Genomic DNA, 17356 nt, shown 5'->3' on the forward strand with positions numbered 1-17356 from the left:
GCGTACCTTATACGTTCTCGGCTTTAGTTATTTGATTAATCACATCATTTACTGCAGGTATGTCGGCTGGTGCCCATACAAGAGAATGTAAATTTTCACGCTTTAGCCAGATTAATGCATCATGTTCTGTTGCTACGGGATTTCCTGATTTTAATTCAGCACGTAGTGAAATCAATTGAATAATAAAAGACTCATATTCATGAACGTGTTCGTTAATGATTTCATGCGCAGTAATTTCGCATTGTAGTTCTTCGTATATTTCACGCTCGAGTGCTTCTTGTAGATTCTCACCATCCTCGACTTTTCCTCCGGGAAATTCCCACATATTTGGAATTAGCATTGTTGTTGAACGAAGTGCACAAAGAATTTCCTTTTTTTCATTTTCAATAACTGCTGCTACCACTTTTACTGTTTTTTTCATTGATACTCCCTCATTTTTGAGATTTGATTACATCCATCATAACATTCGTCTTTTCATTATAAATTCAAACTTCACTTAAAGAATTTTTTCGCACTAAACCCCTTATCATTCATCACAAAAGAGTTATAATCGGTATAACGATTATAAAATATACGATTGAGGAATGGGGATTCTTCAATCGTATGACAAAAAATTCAGGGGATAAGGATGGGGTTTTCATGAGCAGTACGCAAACGAGAACAGACGTCATTTTGATTGGGGCAGGGATTATGAGCGCAACGCTCGGTTCACTCTTTAAAGAGCTCGTACCGGAGTGGAACATCAAAGTGTTCGAAAAGCTCGATGCAGCAGGGGAAGAAAGTTCAAACGAATGGAATAACGCAGGTACGGGACATGCCGCACTTTGCGAATTAAACTATACAACAGAGAACGCAGACGGGACGATTGACATCTCCAAAGCGGTCAACGTCAACGAGCAGTTCCAAATCTCGCGCCAGTTTTGGGCGCACCTCGTCAAGCAAGGACTGATTGAGAATCCAGGAGCCTTTATTCGTTCAATCCCACATATGAGCATGGTCCAAGGGGAGAAGAACGTCGATTTCTTGAAACGCCGTTTGGAAGCGCTCACAACGAATCCGTTGTTTGAAGGGATGGTCTTATCGGACGATCCGAGTCAATTACAGGAATGGATCCCGCTCATCATGGACGGACGGACACCGGATGAACCGATTGCTGCGACGAAAATCGACTCAGGGACAGACGTGAACTTTGGCGCATTGACACGTATGTTGTTTGACCATCTCACATCGAACGGGGTCGAAGTCAACTATGGCCATAGCGTCGAGGACGTGAAGCGCCTCGAGAACGGTCATTGGGAAGTGAAAATAAAAGACATGTCTCAGAACACGATTGAGACGCATACGGCACCGTTTCTCTTTATCGGAGGCGGTGGTGGCAGTTTGCCGCTCTTACAAAAGACAGGGATTCCGGAATCGAAACAAATCGGAGGATTCCCAGTCAGCGGTCTCTTCCTCGTTTGTAAAAATCGCGAGGTCATCGAGCAACATCACGCCAAAGTGTATGGTAAAGCGAAGGTCGGGGCACCACCGATGTCGGTCCCGCATCTCGACACTCGTTTTATCGATGGACGCAAAGAGTTGCTGTTTGGACCGTTCGCCGGCTTCACACCGAAATTCTTAAAAACAGGATCGAACTTGGATTTGATTCGTTCGGTCAAGCCGAACAACGTCATCACGATGCTTGCCGCAGGGGCGAAAGAGATGCCACTTACGAAATACTTGATCGAGCAGGTACTCTTGTCTCACGACAAACGGATGGATGAACTCCGTGAATTCATCCCGAATGCCAAGAATGAAGATTGGGAAATCGTCGTGGCGGGGCAACGTGTGCAGGTCATCAAAGATACACCGCAAGGAAAAGGAACACTTCAATTCGGAACGGAAGTCGTCAGTGCCGAAGATGGGTCGGTCGCGGCACTTCTCGGTGCTTCTCCAGGCGCATCGACGGCCGTGCACGTCATGTTGAAAGTGCTCGAGCAGTGCTTCCCGCAATACTTACCGGAGTGGGAACCGAAAATCAAAGAGATGGTCCCGTCGTATGGCTTGAAGCTGTCGGAACATCCGGATTTATTCAAGACGATTCACGAATCGACGGCGGTCACGCTCGGTTTAGAGGAAAAGGACATGGTTCACAATTAATAGATTCAAGACGAGTATACAATCGTATGCTCGTCTTTTCTTTGAATTCTGTGGGAGGGAACCAAAAAAGTGGGTATTTACAGAAATAGGAATATGGAAAAGAGGTGATGGCTCATCAAGCCGATTAAATTGAGTCACTGGGAGCAGAAAAAATATGCGCGTTATTTACGTCATCTGCGAACATACGATGATCACTTTGAGTATTGTGTCATTCCGAACTATGAGGAGTATGCCATGGAATTGAAGACAGAGTCGATTCAACTCGCTGATTGTTTTGCTGTGCTGATGCGTCAGAACGATCACTATATCCTCGTCTCCATAGCGTTAGATGGAGAATGGGAACTCAAACGTGTGTTGCAATGGCTCGACCTCCACGAAGTGAGATTGTTTCATCCTACACAGGACACATTGATTCTGTCGAACGTACAGGATGTGATTGATGCGGTCACATTTCAAGGATACCCTCTCGTACTAGTCGAGAAGGGAACAAACGTGTTATTCGTCGGTCCTGAATATCTAGAGGAAGTGACAGACGAATTTGAGCACTATCACAAAATTACGAATACGGCGTCGGCAGAGTCACTCCAAATTGAAGATGAATAGGGAGCGGTGTCTCATGAATCGAATCGGATTGAAAGAGTTTGTTGAGAGGGGCACTACGAATGAATACTTACGACCGTTTGTCAGTAAATGCAAAACGTCGAACCCCAATGTTTTCATTGTAGGCATTAATCCGGCCTCTTCGATTTTGAAAACAGATGTGGATCATGATGTCGATCGATACATTGATTTAATAATGGACCGGGAATCGTTTCTAACATTCATTCAGCAGAAGAACATAGAAAAGGGGAAGCGACCTTTTTCAAAGACAAGGATTGGATTGAATCAACTGGTTAATCAGTTAGAAACGCAGTCGAATGAAGCGATTGAAGTGTTAGAGACGAATATCAATGCGTATGCGACGCCAACAGCAAAAAAACTAAAAGCAATTCATCCTTCTATTAAACAAAGCGGTCAAGAATGGTTTCACAAATTAATGCGTGAACATACTCCAGCTGTCGTCATCGTGCATAGTCTGGATGCGACACGTGATTTGATGAAATGGTTAATCGCCAACGAGATGATACAATCATCGGTTTACAATCGGTCTTATCGGCTCAGAGACTGGATTGACTTGGGTCCTATTCCACTCAACTATCCTAGTGGTGCGACAGGCGTCGTGTTTTGCACGAAGCACTTGAAGTACTATGGATGGAAGGGAAATGCGTTTCAACAGTTAAGAGAGGATGTATTAACCCAATTTAACGAGAGATGACAAAAACCGTTCACCCGAAGCAAGACACATCGTCTTTGCTTGTACTGAACGGTTTTAGCACATTTAGACCATCCGTAAGAAGGTCTTGGCCTGCTGTTCGAGTGTGGCGGCCGAATCCGCCAGTTTTTCAAACTCACGGACCGTCTGTTCGAGTTGTCCGGAGCTATCTTTGACTTTATGGGAGATGCGTCCGATGCTTGTCGACACGTCATCGATGCGTTTGACGATGCCCTCGATGTTGTTATTTACTTCGGTGATAGAGAGCGAGACTTTGTTTGAAAGATTGCGCACCTCTGTCGCGACGACATTGAAGCCGCGTCCATGTTCACCTGCGCGTGCCACCTCGATTGCGGCATTGAGTGCGAGAAGGTTGGTTTGCGCAGCGATTTCGCGAATCGTTCGGACAATATCCGTGATCGTTTTCGCCTCTTGTTGGAGAGCATGTAAATGCTCTAGGTTTTGAGTCGACTCTTGTTCAATCAGTTTGACGTTTTCGAGTACGTGTTCTCCGTCTTGTTTCCCGATTTGGGACTGGGCAGATAAGTATTCAGACGTCTCTTGAAGATTATTCGCCATGTGGAGTACGTCTTGTTGCCGTGACGTGATATCGGCTGCAATCTTTGAAACGCCGATGACGTTCTGGTGGGCATCATCGAAGATCGGCATGTAGGTCGCCTCTAGCCAGACACTATGACCATCAGCGGCACGTCGTTCAATCTTGTCGTGATAACTCAACCCTTGCATGAGTTTACGCCAAAACAGGTCGTATTGGGGACTGTTCGCAAACTCGGGCAAGCAAAGATCACGATGGGGGCGTCCCATCAGTTCCTTGACTTCGTAGCCCATCGTTTTGGCAAAAATCTCGTTGACGTAGGCGACGCGACGATGTTCATCAAAGCGAATGATAGCCAGATTGTTTTCGATTGCCCGAACAACGTGCGAGTCGGTGACATGGGTCGTACTAGAGTGCAGTTGCATCCTAACATCCTCCCTATATCAGTTGATTTGTTTGTATTAGGATACCCGATAACTGTCAAAATAAGTATATGATTGTAGCAAAATAAAAAGACCACTTCCAAATGGAAGGGTCAAGGTGTGAGTGTCGCCATGCTTTCATGTAAGTACTCGCCAATCGTGCGCTCGATGTCGCTCTCTGAACGCTCGAGGGCAAGGGAGAGCTCTTTCACCAAAATCGTTTTGGCATTCTCTAAAATTTTACGATCTTGTTCGTATAGCTTTTTGTTCGCTTGAAGCGCCTCGATTTGTCGACGGCTCAATGTATTGACCACTTGGGCAATCTCGTGACGGTTTCCTGAATGCACGACATTCAAAAATTCACGATTGCGGTTGTTGGAATGCGGATTCCATTCCACGCCAGGCGAGCGGAACGACTCTAAAATCTCTGATGCCTCGTCTGCTTCCAGTAACGTCAACATCATCACGTTGTCATTATCGACAGGAATGCTGATTTGCAACTTTTGTGAGTTGTTGATGGGGTGAAGCGTATAGTACGATTTCGTCTCTCCTGCGACCGTTTTGTCCGAAATGTCGTCGATGCGACATACGCCATGGGTCGAGTAGATGATTAAGTCTCCAGTTTTAAACAAGTCGATCACCTCTTCCTTACCTATAAGCATAGTCATTCAGAAGATGAAATGTCAACTCGGTTGACGTTTTGGGTCATGTATGCATATGAAAAACCGTGTCACCATCAAGCTGACACGGTCATAGTTTCCAATCCAAGCGTAGAATGGTTTTCAGTTGTTCAAACGCCTCTTGGCCGATGCTTTCTTGGATCCGTTGCTCAAGTTGTGCTTTGAGCGTCTCGTTTTGCTCATAACAAGTGTGACCGAGCGAGGTCAACTCGATACATTTGTCTTTTCGATTTTGTGGATGGTCTGTCACGAGAACGAGCGCTTTACTTTCGAGGTTCTTGATCAGTTTATGAATCGCTTGTCGAGAAATATGGACACTGCGCGTAACCTCGGCAATCGTTCTTTTCGACTGATAAAGTGTCGCGAGAATATACCATTCCGAGTTCGAGAGTTGGATATCACTTTGTTCATTCCAAGATTGTTCACTCATACGTCGAACTTGATCATTGCGCTCTGACAACAAATCAAGTAGACGGGTTGACGTTGATGGAGTCAAATCAAGTCACTCCTCTTTCATTTCCGGCTTTTAGACGTTCCTAACTATACAAAAGCAACTATACCCCGTCAACGTCAATCTAGAACAAAACGGGGCACATGGCCCCGTTTTGATTAGCAGTGTTTATTTTTGAAGTCGATGACCATAGCGATACTGACGCGATCTCCAACTTTCAAACTCGTAACATCGTCTGCGATTTGAGATATGATCCCAATCCCTTCATGACCGAGCACACGTCCTTGGACATCACCGAAGTCACCCGCGGCGACGTGAAGGTCTGTGTGACACACGCCACAATACTCGACATCGACGAGCGCTTCGCCTGTTTATAATGGAAAGAACGGAATAAAAGTGTTTTATTTTTGAATAGCATTTGTCTGAAAGATGAACTTTTCTCACACAAAGATTTAGGGGAATAGAGATAGAGAAAGTAGACGAAAGGAGTGTTATTTATATGACACGAACAGCGTTATTTCACGCATATAAATCAAAGATTTTGCAGCTATCAAATTTAGAAGAAGAGACGTTGAAAAATGAAGACTTTTTGTTAGACCGTGATGAAAAGAAACAACTTGAGATCTATTACGCACCGTTCGAATACATCAATCCGGATGCGAAAGTCGTCATCGCGGGAATCACGCCAGGCTTGTATCAGATGCGTCAGTCGTTTGAGGCGATTCGTGACATGAAGGATGTGACAGACGAAGAGGCGCTTCGAGCCGTCAAACAGCGTGGCAGTTTTTCCGGTCCGATTCGAAAGAACTTAGTGACGATGCTGGACGATTTGGAGTTACATCATCATCTAGGGATCGAATCCTCCCTCGATTTGTTTGGATCAGCGAACCATCTCGTTCAAAATACAGCGGTTCTTCCTTATCCTGTTTTCTATAAAGGCAAGAACTATAACGGATCGAGCCCGGATATGATTCGAACGGAGCTGTTTCGACCATACGTAGAAGGAGTCTTTGCAGAAGAGATGGCCCATCTTCAAGATGCGCTCATCTTACCGATGGGTGTGAACGTGAGGCGAGCCGTGGAGTTATTGGTTGAGCGAGGGCTCTTGGATCAAGATCGCGTAGTGAGTGGATTTCCACATCCGTCTGGTGGGAACGGTCATCGCCATCGCATCTTCGCCGAAAATCGAGACGCCATGAAACGACACATTGCTGAACATTTCAAAAGACATCCACTCTGAACCGCAGGGGGGTTCTTTTCATGTGAGCACATGAACTGACATCGACTCTTTACTTCGATAAAATGATAAACGGTTGACTCACTCACGAGATGTAGAAAGGATGTCCGCCATGATCACATTGTCGTCCGTCCATAAGCGTTATGGACAAGAGATGGCCGTCCGCGATGTATCGCTTCATATTCGAAAAGGGGAGATTTACGGCATCATCGGCGCGAGCGGTGCCGGGAAGTCGACGCTTCTTCGATTGATGAATTTGTTGGAGAAACCGGATGCTGGGAGCGTCACGGTCGATGGCGACCAGTTGACCGAACTCTCTAACCGGGAACTACGCAAGAAGCGACATCGAATCGGTATGATTTTTCAACAATTTAATCTTGTTGCGAATAAGAACGTCTTTGATAACGTCCTCGATTCACTGAAGCTTGCCAAACGGCCGAAATCATCATGGGAGACACGCGTGATGGAATGTCTCCGGTTCGTTGGACTCGAAGCGTATCGCGATAAATATCCTTCCCAGTTGAGTGGGGGACAGAAGCAACGTGTCGCGATCGCAAGGGCACTCGCGAGCGAACCGAGCGTACTCCTCTGCGATGAACCGACCTCTTCTCTCGACCCGAATACGACGGCAGAAGTGCTGCGTGTCCTCGAGTCGGTCAATGAACAACTCGGTGTCACCGTCGTTCTCGTCACGCATGAGATGGATGTCATCCGTCAAATCTGTCATCGCGTCACCGTCATGGCAGACGGATCCGTTCATGAGACGATTGAGAGGGGGCCGACAGGGGTGGTCGCCATCGATCAGAATCCAAGTTGGTTCGTCGAACAGTTGCGAGAGGAAGGTGAAGCGAATGTCTGAAATCTTGGTCCGCTATCAATCAGAGATTTGGCAGTCCATTGCCGAGACGTTCATTATGGTCGGGGTATCGATTCTCGCCGCTATTCTAGTCGGATTGCCATTAGGCACGTGGCTTTACCTTTCGCGTAAAGGACAATTGTTAGAGAATCAAATCGTCTTCTCCGTCCTCAATCTGGTCGTTAACATCGTCCGGTCTTTCCCGTTCTTGTTACTCGTCGTGTTTTTGATTCCATTTACACGGCTTATTATCGGGACGGCCATCGGAACAGCAGCAGCGACAGTGCCGCTCTCCATCATTGCCATTGCACATTATGCGCGCCTCGTCGAACAGTCGTTGATTGATGTCCCACGCGGGGTCATCGAAGCGGCACTCTCGATGGGCGCAACGGTTAAAGATATCATCTTTAAATTTCTATATGTGGAAGCCCGGTCCGGTCTTGTCCTCGGATTGACTACATCCATCATCAGTTTTATCTCATACTCGACGATTATGGGAGTCGTCGGGGGTGGTGGCATCGGTGACTTTGCCATCCGTTATGGATATCAACAATTTCAGACAGAACTCATGCTCTATATGATTCTCATCATGCTCGTCTTCGTACAGTTGATTCAATTCACGGGCACGACCGTGGCACGCATCATCGACAAACGCTAAATAGAAAGTAGGAAATGAATATGAAAAAATTGATGGCTCTTCTTGCCTCACTCACACTCGTCCTCGCAGCATGTGGGAACGATACAGAAACACAAACGGAACAAGCGAACGAATCACAGACATTGAAAGTCGCGTCACTCATCCCACCTATGACAGATATGCTTGAAATTGCGAAAGAACAGCTCGCAGAAGAGAACATCGAACTCGAAATCGTCGTCCTCGGAGACAACGTCCAGCCGAACTCGGCACTTGCTGCAAAAGAAGTTGATGCGAACTTCTTCCAACACGTTCCGTACATGGAAGAGTTCAACCGCAGCAACGATGCGAATCTCGTTCCAATCGAACCGATTTATTTCGCAAACTATGGTGTATACGCAAAAAACTATGACAAGATGGAAGACATTCCGGAAGGCGCGACAATCGCCATCGCCAACGACGTATCGAACATCGACCGTTCGCTCTCCCTGCTCGCACAACATGATGTGATCGAGCTCGGAGAGAAAGAAGGCACGTACTATACACAGGCCGATATCACATCGAACCCGAAAAACTTCAAATTTGAAGAAGTCGACTTATTGATGCTCGCGCGCGCGTACGATGATGTCGATGCGGTCTTGATGACACCGGCTTACGCTGCACCGCTCGGTTTGACACCGAAGAGTGACGCACTCTTAACAGAAGGCGTCGAGAATGATTTCGCCATCACGCTTGTCGCACGTGAAGACAACAAGGATGACGAAGCGATCCAAAAACTCGGCGAAGCGCTCACAAGTGACGAAGTCCGTGCGTTCTTGCAAGAGAACTATGATGAAACGGCCATTCCGGCGTTTTAAACAAAAAAGATTGAGCCATCTAGGCTCAATCTTTTTTAGTACTCTTCGTATTCTCGCGGGTCTTGGTCATCGATGCGACCATCCGGTTTCGTCAACGCATTGAGCGTCTCTATCTCTTCCTCGGTCAATTCGAAGTTGAAGACGTCGAGATTCTCTTTTTGGTGCAACTCGCTAGACGAGCGGGCGAGCGGAATGACACCAAGCTGCACGTGCCAACGCAAGATGACTTGAGACACGCTCTTTCCTTTTTGTTTGGCGAGCTCGGTGATCTTCTCGTCATGGATGACCGTGCGGGCGCGACTGAGTGGGCTCCACGCTTCTGTGATGATGCCGCGTTCTTTATCAGCTTGCCGCTGTTCGACTTGCGAGAAGTACGGGTGTAACTCGATTTGGTTAATGACCGGTGTTTCTCCCGTTTCTTCAATCAAGCGGTCTAGGTGCTCCGGCATGAAGTTCGATACCCCAATAGAGCGGATCCATCCGTTTTTCTTCGCTTGAATCAAGGCACGCCATGCCTCGACGTACTTGTCTTGTTTCGGGTTTGGCCAATGCAAGAGGAACAAATCCCAATAGTCGAGGTTCGCTCGATATAGGGACTCTCGAATCATCTCGAGCGCCTGATCGTAGTCATAATATTGCGCGCGCAGTTTCGATGTTAAGAAAAGTTGTTCACGCGGGATGCCGGATTGGCGAACCGCTTCACCAACCGTGCCTTCATTATCGTAGCGAATCGCCGAATCGATGAGTCGATATCCGTTCCGGATGGCGCATGTGATGGCGTCGACCCCTGCTTCACCTTTCAAATAAACCGTCCCGAGTCCGATGGCCGGAATCTCATAACCGTCATATAGCTTGATTGTTGGAATACCCATCAAATGCCTCCCCATTCAAAATCCGTTCTCTTCTCCGCTATTCCACTTTCCTTGGAAATGAAACGTTTGAATGTGAGGTCAACGTCGAAACGCTTTGATCAAACCTTCTGCTAAATCGAGAATACACACGATGATGATGGTGAGTAAGACACTCCAGACGCCCCAACGACTGATTGTTTCAAGGTCGGCGTTGATTTGCTCAGCAATCAACGGGAGCGCTTCGGTCGAAATTAGATCGGGTTGCAGCATAATGAGCGCTGTGACGACAATCCATACGATATTGAAGAGCGCGTTCCATAAGGCGAGCGGCTTTGTCCAATGTCGAACCATCCATTTGTAAATGGCGATGGCGATCCCAAAGGCGGCCAGGGCGATGACAAACGGGAAGAATTGATCCAAGACCGACGCATTGAGTAGCGGATAGGATTCACTATCTGTGACAACACGAATCAACTGCTCGGCGTTGACATACAATACGACCATCAGAACGGTGGCGATAAAGTCAAACAAAATCGAACCAAAATAAATCGAGGTCGAACGTGGTTTTACCTTCTTGAGTTGCTCAGGTTTCCAACTAGAGAAAGGCACTTCACCCTCAGGTACAGCACGTTCAATGATGAAGAACGTGAGGGTGATCCAGAATAGCGTCTGAACGACGACATTGAAGATAGCCGCACCAGTTTGAAGGAATGCTTGAATCAAGAATTGACTCCAAGACGTGTCGTCGATGGGATTGGTCAAATAACCGATGATCGAGAGAATGGTGACAACCGTGACGGCAATCGGTAAGACGATTTTAATGATGTTCACGTACTGTGTGAAGAGAGCAGGACCGATGAGATAAAGTGGTCGGTTCGCGTAGCGAGCAGCGAGGATTTGAGGGTCGCCGAGTTGGCGCAATGCTTCAAATAAAGCCGCTTCAGACGAGTCATTTCCAGTCATGTCATCAATGGTCGATTCCAATTCGAGTGCGACGTCTTGCCGCATCGACTCTGGGATTCGAGAGGTGACTTCATCGATATACACATCACGAAGATTCATGATCGTTTCCTCCTTCAATTAGACGGGTCAATGTTTTCGACATGTTCATCCATTCCACGTACAACTCATTCAAAATATCCATTCCGTCTGGGCTGAGCACATAGTACTTGCGAGGTCGACTCTCCGTCGTGTCCCAGGAACTCGTGACGAGTCCTTGTTTTTCCAGTCGACGCAAGAGCGGGTAAAGCGTACTTTGATCAATGTTGATATCGGCATCTAGCAGTGCTTGAACGAGAGAATAGCCGTATTGGGGTGTCTTCAACTGACTGAGCACCGCAATCGTCAACGTGCCGCGCCGCAACTCCGTCACCAACGAGGCTTTTACATCAGACATTTTTTCGCCTCCTTCATTCGTTTATCTTTATACTATATATCATACACTATAAGTTATCATACATCAATGTGAATAAAAAACGTTGAGTCATTTCCTGATTTTGGGATAATAAAGAGGAGGTGATGTTGATGAAGTGGTGGTGGATGGTTGGCGGTGTGGTGATCGCCAGTTTATTGACGATCAATGCACAATGGTATGGGAATGCGGCGACGTTTGGGGTACCGATTGGCTGGATCATCATGCTGCTAGTCTTGGCACAGTTTCGAAAGCCGACATCGACTCCGTGGGCGGTGTCGGTCGGAGTGATGAGTGTAGGGGTGGCGATTTTGCTCTCGATTCCGAGCTACTCGTTAGCTGAGGCAGAAGAGACGTTGAGCAAAACGTACAATGACGTGGAGTACATGGAGAGCGTTCCGACGACCGGAGGAGAATGGAATCCATTCTCTCCTCGAGTGGGCTATCGGTTTGAAACGGAGAGCGGAGACTCGATTTTATTCATCCCGGACTCGGGGAAGACGTTTGAACTATAAAAAAGACTCGCTCTCATGATAGAGGGCGAGTCTTTGTGTTAGTTGCGGATCATGTAGTCGAAGGCGCCGAGTGCGGCTGTCGCACCAGAACCCATCGAGATGATGATTTGTTTGTAGGCGCTGTTCGTGCAGTCTCCTGCCGCGAACACACCTGGGACGTTCGTCGCGCCATGACGGTCGACGACGATTTCCCCGAAGTTGTTGCGTTCGACCGAGTCGAGCCAGTCCGTATTCGGGACGAGACCGATTTGGACGAAGACGCCTTCAAGTTCGACATGATGTGACTCGTTCGTCTCACGAGACACATACGAGATGCCGTTCACTTTGTCCGTACCCGTGATTTCTGTCGTCTGAGCGTTCGTGATGACAGTCACGTTCGGGAGGCTGTGGAGACGATCTTGTAGCACTTGGTCAGCCTTGAGTTCAGGAGCGAACTCGAGGACCGTTACGTGCTTGACGATTCCTGCGAGGTCGATGGCTGCTTCGATACCGGAGTTACCGCCACCGATGACCGCGACACGTTTCCCTTCGAAGAGAGGACCGTCACAGTGCGGGCAGTAAGCGACCCCTTTGTTTTTGAACTCCGCCTCACCTGGGACGTTGACGTTACGCCAGCGTGCACCGGTCGAGAGGATGACACTCTTACTCTTCAAGACAGCACCGTTCTCGAGTTCGATCTCGACGAGGTCCTTTTTCTCCAGACGCTTCGCGCGTTGAAGGTTCATGACATCGATGCCGTACTCTTTGACGTGCTCTTCTAGACTGGCGACGAGCTTTGGACCTTCTGTATAAGCAGTACCGATGAAGTTCTCAATCCCCATCGTGTCCATCACTTGGCCACCGAAGCGCTCCGCAATGATTCCGGTACGGATTCCTTTACGAGCCGCATATACGGCCGCACTCGCACCAGCTGGACCGCCACCGACGACGAGGACGTCGTACGGGTCTTTGTCCGAGAATGCAGAGGCGTCAGGACCTGTACCGAGTTTCGCCAAGATTTCTTCGAGTGACATCCGACCGTTACCGAACGATTTTCCGTTTAAGAAGACCGTCGGGACAGCCATGATCTCTTTTGCTTCCACTTCATCCTTGAACGCGGCTCCATCGATCATCGTGTGCGTGATGTTCGGATTGAGGACGCTCATGACGTTTAGCGCTTGCACGACGTCAGGACAGTTGTGGCAGCTGAGACTGATGTACGACTCGAAGTGATATGTGCCTTCGATATTTTGAATTTGTTTGATTGTATCCGCATCGACTTTCGGCGCGCGCCCGCTCACTTGGAGGAGGGCGAGGACAAGTGATGTGAACTCATGTCCGAGTGGAATCCCCGCGAAGACGATTCCTGTCTCTTCGGATGGACGATTCACGCTGAAGCTCGGTGTACGCTCGAGCGTCGCGCGTTCGACCGAGATGCGTGATGACATGCTGGCGAGTTCGTTGACGAGCTCGAGCATCTCGTTTGAGACTTTGTCTTCCCCAGCGCTTACACGGAGGACGACATCGCCCTCCATGAGCTGAAGATATTGGTCGAGCTGTTGTTTAATCGCTGCTTCTAACATGCAATCGCTCCTTACAATTTACCGACGAGGTCAAGGCTTGGGCGGAGTGTTTCAGAACCCTCTTCCCATTTCGCTGGGCAGACTTCGCCTGGATTGTTGCGTACGTATTGTGCTGCTTTGACTTTGTTGACGAGCGTGCTCGCGTCACGGCCGATGCCGCCAGCGTTGATCTCGACAGTTTGGATGACACCATCTGGGTCGATGATGAACGTACCACGGTCTGCGAGGCCGTCTTCTTCGTTCAAGACATCGAAGTTGCGTGAGATGACGTGTGATGGGTCACCGATCATGATGTACTCGATTTTTCCGATTTTCTCAGATGTTTCGTGCCAAGCTTTATGTGTGAAGTGTGTGTCTGTTGAGACAGAGTATACTTCTACACCGAGGTTTTTAAGTGTAGCGTACTCGTTTTGAAGGTCTTCAAGTTCAGTTGGGCAGACGAATGTGAAGTCAGCTGGGTAGAAGCAGACAACGCTCCATTTGCCTTTGAGGTCGTTCTCTGTAACTTCGAGGAATTCACCTGTTTGGAATGCTTGTGCTTTGAATGGTAGTACTTCTTTGCCGATTAATGACATGGGTTATGTCCTCCTTGTTTTTTTACTCTAGCGTTTCTATCTCGACTAGAATAATTATAATGTAATACTAACTTCATATAACGAGCTGAAATTGTCAAGGCGTTTGCATGCTTTGAAAATATAAGGTGTATCAAAAGATTGTCTGTATTTGGCTTAATAAAAGCAAAGAAAACGATTACATAACGATCGGTATTTTTCTCGCTATTTTCTTATTTTGAAAAATAAAAATCATGAGTATAGTTGATAATATTTTGGAAAGGGTTATACATTTTCTCGTCGGAAATTGGAGGATTATCAATTACATCAATAAAACAACCTTAATCACAAGTAGCGATTAAGGTTGAAGAATTTGCTGTATGATTTTTTCTCGATACAAAGCACGGTCTTTACTTTTCCGAAGTCGAGCATGACAGTTAGGGCAAGTAGCTATTACTTGTTCAGGGAGAGCCAATCCCTCATCGGATTCTTTATATAATGAGTAAAGTTCTAAATAAGGCCCTTCTTCAGTATCAAATGGTGCGGCTTGACCGCATGCTTCGCAGTGATTATTTGCTCTCGCAAGCACATAATAATATAAAGCCGCTGTCTGCTCCCTCACTTGGCGCTTTCGAATCGACATGCTTAATCCAGTCGCACGCTTAGGGTCACGATTGGCAATTCGTTCGAGTTCCACAATTGATTTGTCCCTCATAGTTGTTGCATATTCGTGAGATTCTTCCTGTACGACGTGGAGAGGTTCGAAAGCAAAAACGATGACTTCTCGCTGATTTTTATGTTTGTCGATTCCAAATTGAATATCATAGCCAATCAAAACAAGTTGGTCTACGAAACGATAATTTCCTTTTCCGAGAGATTCAAATAGATAAACATCCTCACCATTTTCGATGTGATGGAGAAGCGCCTTGTTACCGAAGGAGAAGGTTTGATTTCCTTCTTGTCCTTCGCCACTATAGTAGAACAAACCATCTTCTTCGCTCCAGCCATTCTTATATCCAAATTCTTGATCCATTCCACTATCAAAAATAAAAATAAGTTTATGTTTGTTAGGTGTACTGATTCCTCGTTGACGGCTTCCGCCATATTGATCATGGATGAAGGAACGTCTATACACTTTGTTTTTTTCGAACAGCATAAAACACCTCATTTCCAGGTTTTTCTTTTAAATAGAGTGTAGCATGCTTTTTTATTAAAAACGAAAAAGACAGAGGACTCCCTCTGCCTTCACCGTCACTCCGCCATCAACGCACACACCGCATTCGAATACGCTACCGGATCTTCAATCGGTAACCCTTCAATAAGGAGGGCTTGTTGATACAAGAGGTCTGTATATTGTTTCGCTTTCGCTTCATCTTCTTTATACACACGTTGGAGTGTCTGGAAGATGGCGTGGTCGGCATTCACTTCGAGCACTTTCTCCGCTTTCATGCCGCCGCCGTTTGGCATCGCGTTCAAAATCTTCTCCATCTCGATTGAGACGTCACCCGCAACCGTCAAGCAAACCGGATGCGACTTGAGACGTGTCGAGGCACGCACTTCTTTGACGCGGTCTCCAAGCTCTTCTTTCATGAATGCGAACAAGTCTTGGTTGTCTTCGTTGAGCGATTTCGCTTCCGCGTCATCGAGACCGAGATCGCCGCTCGCGATCGATTTGAATTCTTTGTCTTCATACGACTGAAGCATCTTGATGGCGAACTCGTCGATCTCTTCTGTGAAGTAGAGGATCTCGTATCCTTCTTCTTTCAAACGTTCTGCTTGTGGCAAGAGGTCGATGCGATGAATAGATTCGCCTGTCGCATAGTAGATATACTTCTGATCTTCTTTCATCCGCTCGACGTACTCTTTGAGCGATACAAGTTTCTTCTCGTAAGAAGAATGGAAAAGAATCAAGTCTTTCAGTTCGTCTTTGGCTGCGCCGAACTGGTCATACACGCCGAACTTCAATTGGCGACCGAACGACTCATAGAACTTCTCATAGTCCTCACGCTCGTTTTGGAGCATCTTCTCAAGCATGCCTTTGATTTTCGACTTCACGTTCTTCGCAATCACGCGAAGTTGGCGGTCCTGCTGTAACATTTCACGGGAAATGTTGAGGGAGAGGTCTTCTGAGTCGACCATCCCTTTGACGAAGCCGAAGTAATCCGGCAAGAGGTCGGGTGACTTCTCCATGATCAACACGCCGTTCGAGTAGAGCTCGAGCCCTTTCTCGAATTCTTTCGTGTAATAGTCGAACGGAACCGTTGACGGGATGTAGAGGATTGATTGATAACGAATCGTCCCGTCGACGTTCAAGTGAAGGTGCTTGAGTGGCTCATCAAAGCCGTAGCGTTTCTCGTGATAGAACGCCTTGTAATCTTCGTCAGTCAACTCGCTCTTACGCTTCCGCCAAATCGGCACCATGCTGTTGACGGTCTCTTCTTCCTTGTAATCCTCATACTCTTCTGAGTCCTCTTTTTGACGATGTTTCGTCACATCGAGTTTGATCGGGTAACGGATGAAGTCCGAATGCTTCTTGATGAGTGAGCGAATCTCGTATTCTTCAAGGAATGACGAATACGTATCATCTTCTGTGTCTGCCTTCAAGTGGAGCGTAATTTCTGTACCGATGTCCGCTTTGTCTGTCGGCTCGATCGAATAGCCGTCTGTGCCTTCTGACTCCCATACGTATCCTTGATCACTGTCAATCGAGCGAGTCCGCACGGTCACACGGTCAGCGACCATGAACGCGGAATAGAACCCGACCCCGAATTGACCGATGAGGCTATGGTCTTCTTCCATCTTCGTCGCCTGTTTCATGGCGAGTGAACCGCTCTTTGCGATGATTCCGAGGTTTGTTTCGAGTTCTTCTTCTGTCATCCCAATCCCTGTATCGCGAATCGTGATCGTCCGTGCTTCTTTGTCGAGTTCAATTTTGATGAAGTAATCGTCTTTGTTGAACTCGATGCTTTCGTCTGAGAGGGCACGATAATACATCTTGTCGATGGCATCACTCGCGTTCGAGATGAGCTCACGCAGGAAGATGTCCTTATGTGTATAAATTGAGTGGACCATCAACTCTAAAATTCGTTTCGATTCCGTTTGAAACTGTTTCTTTGTCATGATCGTTCTCCTTTTGATGTCTATATTTTGGCACTCTGCATATAAGAGTGCTAACACTATTGATTATCCTAATTTTTAGGAAGATGTCAACCGAGATTGAAGAAAAGATTGACGAGGACGTAGGTTTCGCATATAGTTGAGTACATGCGATGAGCTGGTCTATGTAAGACGGCGGACATTCCCTTGAGGAGCACGTTGTGGA

19 protein-coding genes and 1 pseudogene are annotated in these 17356 nt (G+C 47.1%); 8 read left to right on the top strand and 12 right to left on the bottom strand.

The window, feature by feature from the left end:
- Positions 1 to 7: 7 nt before the first annotated feature.
- Positions 8 to 421, bottom strand: coding sequence for a (deoxy)nucleoside triphosphate pyrophosphohydrolase (locus tag KNO73_RS09765; protein WP_214684951.1), 414 nt, complete (start codon positions 419 to 421; stop codon positions 8 to 10).
- 218 nt (positions 422 to 639) lie between these two features.
- On the opposite strand from KNO73_RS09765, the gene KNO73_RS09770 reads away from it, so the two are divergent.
- The 3 genes from KNO73_RS09770 (at position 640) to KNO73_RS09780 (ending at position 3454) form a co-directional block, all read left to right on the top strand.
- Positions 640 to 2139, top strand: coding sequence for a malate:quinone oxidoreductase (locus KNO73_RS09770; RefSeq protein ID WP_214684952.1), 1500 nt, complete (start codon positions 640 to 642; stop codon positions 2137 to 2139).
- A gap of 234 nt (positions 2140 to 2373) precedes the next feature.
- Positions 2374 to 2742 carry a hypothetical protein gene (locus KNO73_RS09775; protein WP_214684953.1) on the top strand — a complete coding sequence of 123 codons (369 nt, stop codon included), beginning with the start codon at positions 2374 to 2376 and terminating at the stop codon, positions 2740 to 2742.
- A gap of 13 nt (positions 2743 to 2755) precedes the next feature.
- Positions 2756 to 3454 (top strand): hypothetical protein, encoded by a 699-nt coding sequence (locus KNO73_RS09780; RefSeq protein WP_215112428.1) that lies wholly within the window; start codon positions 2756 to 2758, stop codon positions 3452 to 3454.
- Between the two features lie 63 nt (positions 3455 to 3517).
- Here the strand turns inward: KNO73_RS09780 and KNO73_RS09785 are convergent, their stop codons facing one another.
- The 4 genes and pseudogenes from KNO73_RS09785 to KNO73_RS09800 all read right to left on the bottom strand — a co-directional run.
- Positions 3518 to 4432, bottom strand: a complete 915-nt coding sequence (locus KNO73_RS09785; RefSeq protein WP_215112429.1) for a methyl-accepting chemotaxis protein — start codon at positions 4430 to 4432, stop codon at positions 3518 to 3520.
- Between the two features lie 110 nt (positions 4433 to 4542).
- Complete coding sequence (locus KNO73_RS09790) at positions 4543 to 5070, bottom strand: CarD family transcriptional regulator (protein WP_143180210.1); 528 nt, start codon at positions 5068 to 5070, stop codon at positions 4543 to 4545.
- 109 nt (positions 5071 to 5179) lie between these two features.
- Positions 5180 to 5605 carry a MarR family winged helix-turn-helix transcriptional regulator gene (locus KNO73_RS09795; protein ID WP_214684958.1) on the bottom strand — a complete coding sequence of 142 codons (426 nt, stop codon included), beginning with the start codon at positions 5603 to 5605 and terminating at the stop codon, positions 5180 to 5182.
- A gap of 113 nt (positions 5606 to 5718) precedes the next feature.
- Positions 5719 to 5931 (bottom strand): annotated as a pseudogene (locus tag KNO73_RS09800) (alcohol dehydrogenase catalytic domain-containing protein); the annotation flags it as partial.
- 128 nt (positions 5932 to 6059) lie between these two features.
- Between KNO73_RS09800 and KNO73_RS09805 the strand changes: the two are divergent.
- The 4 genes from KNO73_RS09805 to KNO73_RS09820 all read left to right on the top strand — a co-directional run bounded on the left by KNO73_RS09805 (position 6060) and on the right by KNO73_RS09820 (position 9144).
- A complete protein-coding gene (locus KNO73_RS09805) occupies positions 6060 to 6800 on the top strand; it encodes a hypothetical protein (protein WP_214757672.1) in 741 nt (246 codons plus the stop codon).
- A gap of 109 nt (positions 6801 to 6909) precedes the next feature.
- Positions 6910 to 7656, top strand: a complete 747-nt coding sequence (locus KNO73_RS09810) for a methionine ABC transporter ATP-binding protein (protein WP_214757670.1) — start codon at positions 6910 to 6912, stop codon at positions 7654 to 7656.
- Positions 7649 to 8311, top strand: a complete 663-nt coding sequence (locus KNO73_RS09815) for a methionine ABC transporter permease (RefSeq protein WP_214757668.1) — start codon at positions 7649 to 7651, stop codon at positions 8309 to 8311. The genes KNO73_RS09810 and KNO73_RS09815 overlap by 8 nt, the downstream gene beginning before the upstream one ends.
- A 20-nt stretch (positions 8312 to 8331) precedes the next feature.
- Positions 8332 to 9144, top strand: coding sequence for a MetQ/NlpA family ABC transporter substrate-binding protein (locus tag KNO73_RS09820; protein ID WP_215112430.1), 813 nt, complete (start codon positions 8332 to 8334; stop codon positions 9142 to 9144).
- A gap of 35 nt (positions 9145 to 9179) precedes the next feature.
- On the opposite strand, the gene KNO73_RS09825 is transcribed toward KNO73_RS09820, so the two are convergent.
- The 3 genes from KNO73_RS09825 to KNO73_RS09835 form a co-directional block, all read right to left on the bottom strand.
- A complete protein-coding gene (locus KNO73_RS09825) occupies positions 9180 to 10016 on the bottom strand; it encodes an aldo/keto reductase (RefSeq protein ID WP_215112431.1) in 837 nt (278 codons plus the stop codon).
- A 78-nt stretch (positions 10017 to 10094) separates the two neighbouring features.
- A complete protein-coding gene (locus KNO73_RS09830; protein ID WP_214757662.1) occupies positions 10095 to 11057 on the bottom strand; it encodes an HAAS signaling domain-containing protein in 963 nt (320 codons plus the stop codon).
- Positions 11044 to 11391 (bottom strand): PadR family transcriptional regulator, encoded by a 348-nt coding sequence (locus KNO73_RS09835; protein ID WP_015880292.1) that lies wholly within the window; start codon positions 11389 to 11391, stop codon positions 11044 to 11046. The genes KNO73_RS09830 and KNO73_RS09835 overlap by 14 nt, the downstream gene beginning before the upstream one ends.
- A gap of 128 nt (positions 11392 to 11519) precedes the next feature.
- Here KNO73_RS09835 and KNO73_RS09840 point away from each other — a divergent pair, with 128 nt between their 5' ends.
- On the top strand, positions 11520 to 11921 hold the full coding sequence (locus KNO73_RS09840) for a hypothetical protein (protein ID WP_214684970.1): 402 nt from the start codon (positions 11520 to 11522) through the stop codon (positions 11919 to 11921).
- 38 nt (positions 11922 to 11959) lie between these two features.
- On the opposite strand, the gene ahpF is transcribed toward KNO73_RS09840, so the two are convergent.
- The 4 genes from ahpF to htpG form a co-directional block, all read right to left on the bottom strand.
- Positions 11960 to 13483, bottom strand: coding sequence for an alkyl hydroperoxide reductase subunit F (gene ahpF / locus KNO73_RS09845; protein ID WP_215112432.1), 1524 nt, complete (start codon positions 13481 to 13483; stop codon positions 11960 to 11962).
- Positions 13484 to 13494: 11 nt separating this feature from the next.
- The gene (gene ahpC / locus KNO73_RS09850; RefSeq protein ID WP_015880295.1) at positions 13495 to 14058 is read right to left on the bottom strand and encodes an alkyl hydroperoxide reductase subunit C; all 564 of its coding nucleotides are present in this window, start codon (positions 14056 to 14058) and stop codon (positions 13495 to 13497) included.
- A gap of 334 nt (positions 14059 to 14392) precedes the next feature.
- The gene (locus KNO73_RS09855; protein ID WP_215112433.1) at positions 14393 to 15190 is read right to left on the bottom strand and encodes an SRA domain-containing endonuclease; all 798 of its coding nucleotides are present in this window, start codon (positions 15188 to 15190) and stop codon (positions 14393 to 14395) included.
- Positions 15191 to 15285: 95 nt separating this feature from the next.
- Positions 15286 to 17154 carry a molecular chaperone HtpG gene (gene htpG / locus KNO73_RS09860; protein ID WP_215112434.1) on the bottom strand — a complete coding sequence of 623 codons (1869 nt, stop codon included), beginning with the start codon at positions 17152 to 17154 and terminating at the stop codon, positions 15286 to 15288.
- Positions 17155 to 17356: the final 202 nt, after the last annotated feature.

The sequence above is a fragment of the Exiguobacterium sp. s83 genome (assembly GCF_018617095.1).
GTDB classification, from domain to species: domain Bacteria; phylum Bacillota; class Bacilli; order Exiguobacteriales; family Exiguobacteriaceae; genus Exiguobacterium; species Exiguobacterium profundum.